The sequence below is a fragment of the Mucilaginibacter sp. JRF genome, from assembly GCF_015223065.1.
GTDB lineage: Bacteria > Bacteroidota > Bacteroidia > Sphingobacteriales > Sphingobacteriaceae > Mucilaginibacter.
The window spans coordinates 58,641-70,997 of the sequence record NZ_JADFBY010000006.1 but is presented as its reverse complement, the minus strand read 5'-3'; the positions used below and the strand labels follow the sequence as shown (position 1 = coordinate 70,997).

8 protein-coding genes are annotated in these 12,357 nt (G+C 46.2%); all 8 read right to left on the bottom strand.

The features are described from left to right. Nucleotides 1-106: 106 nt before the first annotated feature. The 8 genes from IM792_RS15255 to IM792_RS15220 all read right to left on the bottom strand — a co-directional run bounded on the left by IM792_RS15255 (nt 107) and on the right by IM792_RS15220 (nt 12,219). Nucleotides 107-1,096: a DUF4961 domain-containing protein gene (locus IM792_RS15255; RefSeq protein ID WP_194102759.1), complete on the bottom strand. Its 990-nt coding sequence runs from the start codon at nt 1,094-1,096 to the stop codon at nt 107-109. Nucleotides 1,097-1,108: 12 nt separating this feature from the next. Then, entirely contained in the window at nt 1,109-1,513 is a 405-nt protein-coding gene (locus IM792_RS15250) for a DUF5004 domain-containing protein (protein ID WP_194102758.1), read from the bottom strand. 89 nt (nt 1,514-1,602) lie between these two features. Continuing rightward, nucleotides 1,603-3,330 (bottom strand): RagB/SusD family nutrient uptake outer membrane protein, encoded by a 1,728-nt coding sequence (locus IM792_RS15245; protein WP_194102757.1) that lies wholly within the window; start codon nt 3,328-3,330, stop codon nt 1,603-1,605. A gap of 249 nt (nt 3,331-3,579) precedes the next feature. After that, nucleotides 3,580-4,404, bottom strand: coding sequence for an alpha/beta hydrolase family protein (locus IM792_RS15240; RefSeq protein ID WP_194102756.1), 825 nt, complete (start codon nt 4,402-4,404; stop codon nt 3,580-3,582). 6 nt (nt 4,405-4,410) lie between these two features. Next, a complete protein-coding gene (locus IM792_RS15235) occupies nt 4,411-5,835 on the bottom strand; it encodes an SGNH/GDSL hydrolase family protein (protein ID WP_228085146.1) in 1,425 nt (474 codons plus the stop codon). Nucleotides 5,836-5,888: 53 nt separating this feature from the next. Continuing rightward, nucleotides 5,889-8,192: a GH92 family glycosyl hydrolase gene (locus IM792_RS15230; protein WP_194102755.1), complete on the bottom strand. Its 2,304-nt coding sequence runs from the start codon at nt 8,190-8,192 to the stop codon at nt 5,889-5,891. A 119-nt stretch (nt 8,193-8,311) separates the two neighbouring features. Then, nucleotides 8,312-10,840, bottom strand: a complete 2,529-nt coding sequence (locus IM792_RS15225; RefSeq protein ID WP_194102754.1) for a glycoside hydrolase family 38 C-terminal domain-containing protein — start codon at nt 10,838-10,840, stop codon at nt 8,312-8,314. Beyond that, nucleotides 10,840-12,219 (bottom strand): SGNH/GDSL hydrolase family protein, encoded by a 1,380-nt coding sequence (locus IM792_RS15220; protein ID WP_194102753.1) that lies wholly within the window; start codon nt 12,217-12,219, stop codon nt 10,840-10,842. Before IM792_RS15220 ends, IM792_RS15225 begins: the two co-directional genes overlap by 1 nt. Between the last annotated feature and the right edge of the window lie 138 nt (nt 12,220-12,357).

Below are 12,357 nucleotides of genomic sequence, written 5' to 3'. Positions count from 1 at the left end.
GAGGTTTATATTTTAAAAACTGGGCATAGGCCGGGCCGGGCAACACATATTTTGCTATAAAAATTCGCTGTTTTTGCTACCTGAAGCCTGCCTTTGCCGCTATGCCTTACTCACAAACAAAATTTAGTTTAAAGGGGGCATCGGTATTGCCATAACCTACCTTTATGGTGCCATCTTTATTGGTAAAAAAGTAATCGATACTGGTGAGGGTTTGCCCTGCCGCCGCGTTGAAAAACTTTCGCGGCCAAAACGTTATCTGGAATTTATTGGGTTGGGTTTCCGTCATTTTCGAGGCGGCATTTTGCGCGCAAACCTCAATATCCTTACCATCGCTGGTGTGGGCGGTGCCGCAAAAGTATATCTCGTTTTGTCCCTTAAGCGCGGTTTCAACCACGGTGTTATCAAAGGTGATGGATTCATAATCATTATCCAGAGCCTTTACAGGGTTAAGCACCGCTAATGATGGATTACAATAATCTATCAGATCGCCCTCGCCTACTACCTGCAAACAATCGGCAAATTTGTAAGGCCACAGGTTGGTGGTACCTCCATCAAGCCCGTCGGTGTTGTTACACACTACATAACCCAGGCGTGCCGAAGTATTCAGGCCATCAACCCCCACCTTTATTTTTATAGTGAAAGTGGCCGGTATATCATCGCCATTATTAACCGATATACTTTCAACCGTTTGAAAAGGCACCCACTCCATATCGTCAATATAGTTAGGGCCGATGCCCATCTTATCTTTCATGTGGGTTGACCAGTTTTCGCCGTTTTTGGCGCTGGCCGCAACCTCGGTACTTGGTATCAGCGTAAGCCTGCCATTACCTTTGCTTGAGGTATAGGTAATGGTAGTGTTTTGCCCCAGTTTCCAGCTTTTAGGTGCCAATATGCCTACAATGATCTTTTTAGAGTACGCCGCCAGATCGTTAAATTCGGCCTTAAGGGTTACGGTGATCACATCGCCGGCATTGGCGGTTTCGGGCTGCTGAATAGAGGTTATCAAAAACTCGCAATTCGTCAGCATCAGGATAAAAACGGCCAGCACGGTGTAGCGCAGCAGTTTAGTCCGTATATTTTGTAAATACTTTTTCATAAGCATTTTACTTTAGGGGTTAACTTTTTTGAGGGTGTACTTGTAAACATTCTTATCGCAACCGGGGCTGAATGTGAGCGTGAACCTACGCTCGCCCTGCACCACCGGGAACAGGAATGTTGATTTTTGCGGAGCCGATGCCGTATCGGCAGTAAAGGTTATATCAAACGGGTACTGCGGATCATTGAACTTGTAAGCGCCGTTACCGCTAACAATAAATGGCACCGGGTTTTGTATGGTGTATTTATCATCCGTAAAAGTTATCCTGAATTGGCTCAGCTCATCCATAATACCGGTCACTTTGGTAAGTTCGCGGCCGTTTTGCGTTGCCGATACTATGGCCCAGGTACCGTTAAGGCTTTTCACACTCTCATCAACCACCGGTACAATGCGCTCGGTTTTGCAGGCACTTGCCATTGCTACAATGGCCAAACACATAAGCATCAATAACTTATGCCGCCTTATTCTATTTACTCCTGAAAGCATATCTTATGATATTTAAAGAATTAATAACCCGGATTTTGCAACGTTAATGGCGATTTCGCCACCTCGCCTGATGGTAATGGCCACAGGTAAAGCGCAGGTTTAAAGCCATGCTTGCGCACGTTAACACGATTGTAGCCTACCAATGCGCCCGCGCCGGTACGCTTAACCTCTAAGCCGGTTAACTGTACATCCTGCGTGTTGCCCAGTTTCCAGCGGCGCACATCCCAAAAGCGGTGACCTTCAAAGGCCAGTTCAATACGGCGTTCGTGCTGTATGGCGCTGCGCATCTGCTCTTTGGTCAAACCCACAGGTAATTGGTATGGATTTAACCCCGCCCGCATGCGTATCTGCTCAACAGGGGCATAGGCTTCTGCCGGGCCATTAAGCTCGTTAATGGCTTCGGCATAGCTCAGTAAAACTTCCGCGTAGCGGATCAGGGGTATACAGCGGTCAGATTGATTGAATGAGTTAGGCACCGCTTCCGGGTCGAGCATCTTATTGCTGTAGTAACCCGTTTTTGTGCCCGCGTATATGGCATCAACACCTACACCCTGCCCGTTCACCGTATAAATATTGATGGGCGTTGGCGTTAAGCTCATATTGGTGATATATTTAGATTGATCGTGCAATACGGAGTACGCTAACCTTGGGTCGCGGCCGTGATAGGGATCATTGGCATCATAACCCGAAGCCGGATCGGTAATAGGTAAACCATTGCTCATCTCAAAGGCATCAACAAATTCCTGGTACGGGAAACCGCCACCATGCCCACCCCGCGATGGCGGCAAATAGGCATTTTCCAGATCCTGGTTGCTGCCCTTCATTAACTGCCATACATACTCGGTATTAACCCGTTGCGAAAACAGGTATTGAAAACCATAACCGGCGGCGGTAGCATTATCAACCACCAGTTGAAACTGGTTAAGATCCATCAAGGCCTTGGCAGCATCGGCGGCTTTTTGCCAGCGGCTAACATCATATTCGGTGTAGCCTACCAACGGTTTTACATTGCCTGATGCTATGCCCAGCGGCGAATCGGCACCCGGTGAAGGATCATTAAATAAAGGACTTGCGGCATACAACAGCACACGCATCTTTAAAGCCATACATGCGCTGCCCGATGCCCGGCCGAATAGCAAGCCCTCCTGCTTTACGGGCAATACCGTCGCTGCCGAATCGCACTCGGCTACAATGTAATCTACACAATCCTTAAAGCTGGCGCGCTGGGCAGGTATATGATCTTTATAGCTGTAAACCGTATCGCCCACGAGGGGTATGCCACCGTAATGCTTAAGCAGTATAGCGTAATACCAGGCACGTAAAAAACGGGCTTCGGCTTTCATTTGAGCCTTGGTTTCGGCACGCAAGGGTGCTTTGGGCAGGTTTTTAAACAGCACATTCACAGCCCTGATGTTGGTATAGCAGATACTGTAAGCATCGCCCGCCACGGTATTGGCATCAACCGAACCGTTAGCGAAGCCGATGGTTGTGGTTGCCGAATTATCGTAAGGCTTCGCCTCGTCCGACGCGACATCCAACCCGCCATTGCTAAACCGTGTGGCGCCTTCGCTAAAACCTATGTTGATGTAAATGTTGGTTAAAAAGGCCGTTGTGTTAACGCTATCCTTAAAAACAACATCTTCGGTTAAGTTGCTGGTTTGCGTTTGCCCCAAAAAGCCATCCTTTTTGCAGGACGAAATTGCAGCAACGGCAATACCCCAGAAGAAAACATAGTAGAGATTCTTCATATCATAATTTGAATTTTAAGGTTAGCCCACTGGTCAGGCGGACGAATAATTGGTTGCCTTTAAAGGCCGGAAATAATTGGATTATTGTATATCAAACTTAATTAAATAAAATCGATTTAGTGAATTTTTAGTATCAAATTTGATACTTTTAGTATTATTTTATCATAACGAATACTTTTTTATCACTTTTATCAACATAAATATTTTTCAATTATCAAAATATCAATGTCTTACAAACTATAAATCAGTTTAGCTATTAAAGTATCTTTTAAAAAACAGCATTTGATAGTTGATGGAGTTGCTCCAGTACTCCCAGGTATGCCCGCCGGGGCGCACGGTATAATCGTGTGGTATTTTAGCGTTTAGCAGTTGCTGATGAAAAGCGTTGTTGATGTTGATAAAGAAATCATCACAGCCACAGTCAATTACCAGCTTCAGTGCATCGGGTTTAAGTTTTGCGGCAAGGTGAAATACGCTGTGATTTTCCCAGCTTATGGGGTCATCCTCATACTTGCCTAATATTTGGTTGATGCCAAAATCCTTCGCGTAAGGGCGCAGATCAACACAACCACTCATTGAGCCCGCCGCACCATAAATTTCCTGATGGTTGATGGCCATTGAAAGCGCGCCATGCCCGCCCATGCTTAGGCCGGTTATTGCCCTGCCTGTACGGTTAGCTATCGTTGAAAAATGCGAATCGACATACTGCACCAACTCCTTTGATACATAAGTATCGTACATCCAATCCTTATTAACAGGGCTATCCATATACCAGCTGGCAAAAGCACCATCGGGGCACACTATCAGGCAGTTATACATATCAGCCAGATCTTTCACCGCGGGATCTTTACTGATCCAGTCGGCATAATTACCGCTGAAACCATGCAGCAGGTACACCACCGGGTAATGCTTTTTAGCCGAATAACTTTTGGGCAGCATCACCACGGCTTTGATATCCTTGTGCATAATATCGCTGTGGGTGGTAACCGTATCAACCTTGGCGGCATGGGCGTTAAAAGCGAGGCATCCGCATAAAATGGCAGCGGCAAGCAATTGGTAAACTTTTTTAAACATGATGGCTTAGTTGGTACGGGTTAGGGTGATCTTACGGTTAAGGGGTTTATTTATGCTGTATATCTGTGCGATAAGCACATCCATTTCTTTTTGCCAGGCCTGGCGTACGGTTTTATATTGCGACATGAGGTAGTTTTGCTTGTTGCCCGCTACAAATATTTCGCGCTTGGCAACGGCATTCACGGTATCCATAGCCACTTTGTTATCGGCATTGTACAGACCACGATCGAACAATACATTAAACTCAATAAAGGCATGGTTGCGGAAACGGCGCTCTATTTCCCAGCGCTCCTCGTTCAGCGTCATGATCTGTAAGGCTTGCTGATACTGCGGCGTATTGGTTTGCTCGGCCAGGTTTATGCCTTTAGCCAAATCATCGGCAGACCAGCTGCCTACCGCCTCACCATCTATCTGCAAACTATAATTACCTGCCGAAAGACCTTTTACCGTAAGCAATTCCTGGTTAAACTCTTTGGTAAACGGTATCACTTTAAGCGCGTCGGCTTGCTTGCGTTTATTGCCCCAGCCACGGCTTATGGTATCCATAGGGTAAGGCAGGGCACCTGCCAAATAGTTAAAGCTGATGCCGTTAGGTGTACGGGCAACGTTTGTAATTTTAGCGTTTAATGCTTTGGTCGACTTTGCACTGCCTGCATCAACCACCACATCGGCAATAGGGCGGTTGGCCAGCCCTTGTGCTTTTAGCAACAGGTAAGCCATCACCATATGGCCGTCATTATCCGGGTGGATGCGGTCGTTTGGCGTTAAACTGTAGGCCGGGTCTGTTCTTTGTCCGTTTTGGTTGATGGCCGTCATCGGGCGATTCAGATCAATAAATCCCCAGCCATTACTTTTAGCGGCCTGCTGCTGAAACTCGGCTATTTTAAGCAAAGCCGCGCTTTTACCTTTGTATACGTTGTTAGGCGCTGAGGTGGTAGTTTCATCGTACGGCGATGAGGCAATGATTATTTTACGCACATTAGGCAGCTTTTTAAGCTTGGCTTCCATAATGTGATAGTACTTTTTAGACGTATCCAGGCGTTTTCTGAAGGTTTCCTGCGCGTCATCCTTCCACCACTCCATGTAGCCGGTATCATTCATGCCCCAGGTTAGGGTTACTACCGTTGGGTTGCGGGCCAGCACATCATCATCCAGCCTGCGCGATAGTTGCTTTGATACATCGCCACCTATACCGGCATTCAAAAAGGTAACTTTAAGATCGGGAAACCTCGTCATGTAATACAGCCACATATACGAGTGATAATGGCCTCCATCGGTAATACTGTTACCTACAAAGGCTACCCTATCGCCATTTTTAAAAGGCGCCACGGTTTGGGCCGATAATGGCGATACATTAATACTTAAAAGCAATGCCGAGGCGGTAGCCAGGCGGCTTAATTTTTTTTGGTTCGATCTAAACAGCATATTCATTTAATCGATTTAGTGATTTAAGCGAAGAAATGCCTTTCTCCGTGGTGTGTTATCTATTTTGTTAAACCCCAGTTTTTTGCAGGCGATGCGCCCATTACAAACTCCAATGTGCCACCGGCCATAATATCGCGGTAGTCGATATAGCTTTTGTTGTATGGTTTGCCATTAAGCGTAGCCTTTTGTATGTATATATTGGTGGCCGAATTATTTTTAGCTACTATATTGAATGCCTTACCTTTATCTAAGGCGATAGTAACTTTATTGAATACCGGACTTGTCAGTTCCTGACGTGTTTCGCCGGGGCAAACCGGGTGTATACCCATAGCCGACAGTACATACCAGGCCGACATTTGCCCAACATCCTCATTACCAACCAATCCCTCTACCCCATTGTGATAGGCATCACGGGTGATTGTGCGTGTCCATTTTTGGGTTAACCAAGGCTTACCCAGGCGGTTGAACAGGTACGGAACATGATGCACCGGCTCGTTAGCGTGGTTGTAATAATCGTTCCACATCATGTTTTTGGGCGTTTTGGTAAAGAAGTTTTCCAGATCGGCCACCACCTTTTCACGGCCACCCATTAGGGCTACCATGCCATCCACATCCTGCGGCACAAACCAGCCTTGCTGGTAGGGGTTGCTTTCCATACAACCGTACCATTGCTTTAAACGCCCTGAATCAGGCCAGGCTATCCAGCTGCCATCTTCTTCGCGCGGCCTGAACCAGCCTTTTTCACTATCGAATAGATTTTTGTATGCCTGGCCGCGTTTCATGTATTTATCCTGATCAGCCTTAATACCCACAGCCTTTGCCAGTTGCGCGGCACACCAATCGGTATAAGCATACTCTAACGTGTACGATAAACCTACCGAACCTGCGGTATAACCACGCTCGCCATTCCCAAATTTTTCAACTGAATTTACAGATAGCTGATAGGCCTTTTTAACATCAAAACCACGTATGCCTTTAGCATAAGCATCGGCAATAACCGATACTGCCGGGTTACCCAACATACAACCGCTATATGCGTTTAACAGCTCCCAACGTTCCAGGTAGTTCTTGTTTTTCTCATCAGCCAGGGTGACCAATGAGTTGATCATATCATTCACCAAAGTTGGGTTCACAATAGTTTGCAGGGGCATCTGACTACGAAACACGTCCCAACCGCTAAAAATAGTACGCTTGGTGAACATAGCCGAGCGGTGCGCCTTACCATCGCCACCGGGATATTGTCCGTCAACGTCCTGTACTATCCGTGGGTCGAGCATGGTATGGTACAGTGAGGTATAGAAAACAGTTTTCTCCTCCTCGGTACCGCCATCTACTTTTATTTTGGAGAGCGCCTTGTTCCATAAAGCGATAGCCTTTTGATGCACGCCATCAAAATTCCAATCCTTTGTTTCTTGCTGCAAGTTTTTGCGGGCGCCATCAATACTTACAAAGGATATACCGGCCTTTAATTGCACCACCTCATTGGCGGTGGTTTCAAACTCGGTATAAAAACCAAGATGCTTGCCTTCTTTCTCCTTTACGCCCTTGATTACCTGTGCTTGCGCTACTCGCTCCTGATAACGGGCGCTTATTACATCTTCCAGTTTACGGCTCCAATCATCGGGGATATCGACACTCCAAACACCGTAGTTTTTAAGCGGTTTACTAAACTCGGCATGAAAATAAACGGTGTACTCGGCATGCCCATCGCCGTTGCCCCAGCCGCCGCCATCGGGTGTACATTTCATCCAGCCTTCAATGGCGTGATCATTCACCACCTTTACATATTGTAAGGTTGATGTACCACCTACCCTGCGGGCCAAATCAATTTGTATGCGCGACCGTTTGTTTTGCGGAAAGGTAAAACGCAGCATACCACTATGCGGCGCGGCCGCCATTTCGGCTTTTATATTATCGTTAAGCGTAACAGCGTAATAGCCCGCTGATGCTTTTTCGGTTTTCTTATCAAAGGCTTGGCGGTAGCCGCTATCGGGTTTCTGCAAGGTTCCGGCGCTGGTTTTCAGATCGCCCATTGTAGGCATTACTAAAAAGTTGCCCAGATCGCCATACCAGCCCACACCGCTCATTTGCGTAAAGGCGAACCCTTCAATACTGGTATGCTCATAGCTGTAACCCGGCGCATTATCGCCACCGGTAATGGTATTGGGGCTTACCTGCACCATACCAAAAGGCACATCAGCACCCGGAAAGGTTTTGCCCAGGCCATGGTACACCCCCGCCGCTGCCGAACTGGTGCTTGCACCAATAAACGGGTTTACGTAATGGGCAACATCCTGCGCGTTAACGGCAGCAAGCGTACCGGCTATAAAGAATGATAAAGCGCCAAGCAGTTTTAGTTTCATCAGGTAATTGGCTCGCCGCGAGGTTTTAGCCTTGCGAAATAATAAATTGGTTATCAACAAATATAATTTTCTTTTAATCGATTTAGCAAATTTTATATTATTTATTTCTAAACCGCTCATCATCTAACTAAATGCAACGTACGGAAACCAAATTTTGGCATCGAAAACTGAACTTGCGAACTGCCGTTGTTTAGTTTTTTTACTATCAGGCTACCTGCATCGCGCCCATCCAACTCAACCAATTCAGCCTTTTTTATGGCGAAATTCAGTTTTATAGCTTTATTGCCCGATGCACCTTCGGCATTAAACAAACGCAAAAGTATGCCCTTTTCATCATTAGTGACAGCCGTTATTGCTAAACCTGTTTTCTCAACATCTATCAACGATCGGTTTACAGATAATGGTTTAGCATTTGACACCGATGCCACCAATGGCTCATTCCATCCTGCCGAGGCCGACCAGATACCAGCCTTATCCCACAAACCCGCATGCGGCAGCAAGGCATAATGTATAGATGTTGGCCCATCTGTAAAATAATCCCGCCCCCATAAACCCATACCCGAGTATTGCGCAACCAACCCCAGCGGGAAATTATCGCCATGCGTATAGCTGGTAGTATGGTCGGTAAACAGGGCCACACCGTAGCTACCATCGCCGGCCATAACATCAACCCAATTGAGTATCACATTATTTTTGATGCTATCCCAACTGTTAAAAAAGGTGCTTTTCAGCTTACTGGCAGTTACCTCAAATGGGGCGTTCTTGTAAACTTTTTGATCTTTCAAGGCCAATGGGAACACGGTAAGCAGCTTATTGCTATCGTTATAAAATGGCTTTTTATAGTCGGTCCATTTGTAATTGCTTTTATCAACATACTCGCCTACCTTAACGTTGCGCTGCCAGTCAATATCCACCCGCATATCAACAACCGGATCATTGGCAACGAGACTGATACGTTGCTTTACCTTGGTACCTGAAATATTTGTAGCTATCAGCAAAGTAGCGCGAACCGGCCCTTGCTCCACAACAGTTATTTCGGCAGGCGAATTTTTGCTCGATTTAAACCCGCCATCCTCATAAAAATTACCACGAAGCGAATTGAAACCGTTAGCATTCTGCTTATCTACCAGTTCCTTTTTATAACGTTTATCATACCATGCGGTAATACTGCCGCCTTTGTAGGCATCTATGGTTAAGCTATACAGATCTGATTCAACCACATATTTACCATCCGCCAATTTGGTGACCTTTACGCCCGGCGTTGCCTTTGCTGTTCCCTTTTCAAAACGATAAGTAGCATAACCGAATGACGGTACGTTAGCCATAAACAACACGCTATCTCCGTTAATTTGCGATGGTATGGTGTTGCCCTTAACATCCCTGATCACCATACCTGCGGATAGGGCTACACTTACCGCTTGCTGCCTGCTATGAGCCTGGGTGTTGTAAACAGTGATGATATTCCCGGCCTGTGCTGTTTTATTGATGGATGCTTTAGTTAGGCTGTCGCTCTGCCTGATGGTATTTGCTGTCCAGCCCTTAACCTTATCGGCCCAGGTATCGCCTTTGTCACCATTGTAGGGTACTATCCAGCAATCGTGGTGTTGCGCCAGCATGAGCATGCGCCAGGCATCATCAAAATTGGCGGTGAGCTTATTGTCACCACTTAATGCTGCTATGGCTGATAATTTTTCGGCCTGCAATATTTTGTTCTCGGCGGCACGTACCCGTTGGGCTATCTGCTGTGTAACCTGCGATCCCCAAACCAAACTCACTAAAATATCTTCCTGACTCACACGCCAGTCTGTTGCCTTTTCACCTTTGGTTATCTGCTCAAAATAGTTGCGCCATGTGGTGTATTGTTTTTGCGTTGCCGGATCTTTCTGATCCAGAAAAGGGCCGTTCTTCCAGCCTGCATCCTGCAAAGTCATGCCGATTGGGTGCTTTATGCCATATTTCAGGGCTGCGTTGATGTAGTCAGGACTATTATTCCAGCCAATGGTTTGCCATGTTGATTTTGGTTCGAGTTGCTCAACGGCATAACGGGGAACCGTGGTAATAGCGCTACCATCCGGACCTATCCAGTTAACCAATTCGCCGCCAAATGCTTTTGTATAGCCACCAAAACAGGTATTAGGGTTTTTGAGCGATGCGTATTTAAACCCATATGACCGAAGTATCCCCGGCAGGGCATTAGTAAAACAAGGTTCTTCGGACGAATAGGTATTGAACTGTATCCCAGGGAAGGTAGCCTTTAATTTTTTGATGCCATAACCCAACTGACGGATAATACTCTCGCCATCAATATTATACATATAGCTTTGGGCATAGGCCGGGTTAACATATTCCATCCGTCCGTTAACCGACTGATCAGCCATCAGCGCCTTAAATTCCGCGAAAGCCTGCGGGTCAACCTTAGCGGCACGATCCCAGGTTTCGGGCTCTATCTCCAAATTTATTTTCCAGTACGGATGCTTGTTGAGCATATCAACCATAAAGCGGGTATTCCAGTCGGGGTAATGCCCCCAAATACCGCCATGATAACCATCAATAAAATAGGCCTGTTGCGCATGGGCATTCACGCCCGCGCAAGCAAAGGCAATTGCGGCGCAAAACAGCTTGATCCGGCTTTTAAGTATATGCTTCATTAATGTTCGTCAATTTCTATGCTAACCTTGTGTGCCTTCGGCTGATTTATAAGGTATAACTCATTGGTTAATAGCTCTATTTCCTTTTGCCAGGCATCGCGCACGGGCTTTAGCCTTGCCTGGTAGTAAGTATTAAGTACTGCGCCTACAAAAAAGTCTTTTTGGGCGTACTTCTTTACCGAATCCACAGTGGCTTCACTATCGTTATACAATAAACCTTTGGGTTTTAATATCGAGTAATGCAGCCACCAGTATTCACGCAGGCGGCGTTCAATGGCCCAGCGCTCCTCATTAAGGTGCATAATGGCCAACGCCTGCTGATACTGTGGTGTAGCGGTTATTGTTGCCATATTAACACCTTTTTCCAGTTCGGCAGCGGGCCATGTGCCTATTTTTGTACTATCAATTTTGATGATGTAACTTTTACCCTTTTGCAATCCGGCAACCTGTAAAACTTCCTGGTTAAACTCCTTGATAAAAGGCACCAGCTTCTGGGCATCCGCCTGCGAGCGACCGCCTTTTGAAACTGTATCAAGCGGATAAGGCAGGGCATTGGCCAGGTAGGTGAATGATACAGATTTATTATTAGCTTTCAGATTGGTGACCCGGCAATTTTCGGCGAGCGTTGTTTTACCTGCGGATGCGTTGATAGCTAATTCGGCAACTTTTTTACCGGCAAAACCCTGCGCTTTTAAAAACAGGTAGGCCATTACCATGTGCCCGTCAATGGTTGGGTGAATACGGTCAAAACCCTGCATGGTAAAGCCCGGGTTTGATACCTGTTGCTTGCGGTTGATGGCCTGCATGGGCTCATTAAAGCTGAAAAAATCCCATTTGTATTTCTTCGCGGCATCTTTTTGCAGGGCTATTACTTTTTGGATAGCCTCATTTTTACCTTGTATGGGGTGAGCTTTGATCTCCGCATCCCCATCATAGGGTGACGAGCCGAGCATTATCTTGCGTACATCAGGATGGGCGTTCAATTTTTGTTGGATGGATTCAAAGCTATTTTTAGCTGTGTTGATCTTAGCCCGGTAATTTGAATCGGCCTTGTCGCCTTCTAAAAACTGGTAACCGGTATCATTCATACCAAAGCCGAGGGTTACAACCGTTGGCTTACGGGCGAATACATCCTCATCCAAACGCTCATTCATCTGCCCGGCTACATCTCCGCCGATACCGGCGTTAAAGCAGTCGATACGCATACCGGGGAAACGGGTTATATAATACAACCATATAAACGAATGATAGCGCCCGCCATCGGTAATGCTGTTGCCGGTAAACACCACCCTGTCACCCGCCTTAAAAGGGGCTATTTGCTGCGCGAATGCACCGGCGTATAAAAAAACAGTAAGTATTATCAGGTATAGTTTTTTCAATATGGTATAAGTATTTATCCCTCTTTACAGGATGCGTTATAAATTAATCGGCTCAGCCAAATATATAGTTTTCAGTATCAGCATAAAATTGATTTAGCAAATTGTTACAAATCAATTTTAAACAAGAAAACCTCGGCG

Bases quoted from the DNA above. Each gene is read 5' to 3' on its own strand.
- IM792_RS15255 (WP_194102759.1), bottom strand. From the start codon at position 1,096: ATGAAAAAGTATTTACAAAATATACGGACTAAACTGCTGCGCTACACC.
- IM792_RS15250 (WP_194102758.1), bottom strand. From the start codon at position 1,513: ATGGCAAGTGCCTGCAAAACCGAGCGCATTGTACCGGTGGTTGATGAG.
- IM792_RS15245 (WP_194102757.1), bottom strand. From the start codon at position 3,330: ATGAAGAATCTCTACTATGTTTTCTTCTGGGGTATTGCCGTTGCTGCA.
- IM792_RS15240 (WP_194102756.1), bottom strand. From the start codon at position 4,404: ATGTTTAAAAAAGTTTACCAATTGCTTGCCGCTGCCATTTTATGCGGA.
- IM792_RS15235 (WP_228085146.1), bottom strand. From the start codon at position 5,835: ATGAATATGCTGTTTAGATCGAACCAAAAAAAATTAAGCCGCCTGGCT.
- IM792_RS15230 (WP_194102755.1), bottom strand. From the start codon at position 8,192: ATGAAACTAAAACTGCTTGGCGCTTTATCATTCTTTATAGCCGGTACG.
- IM792_RS15225 (WP_194102754.1), bottom strand. From the start codon at position 10,840: ATGAAGCATATACTTAAAAGCCGGATCAAGCTGTTTTGCGCCGCAATT.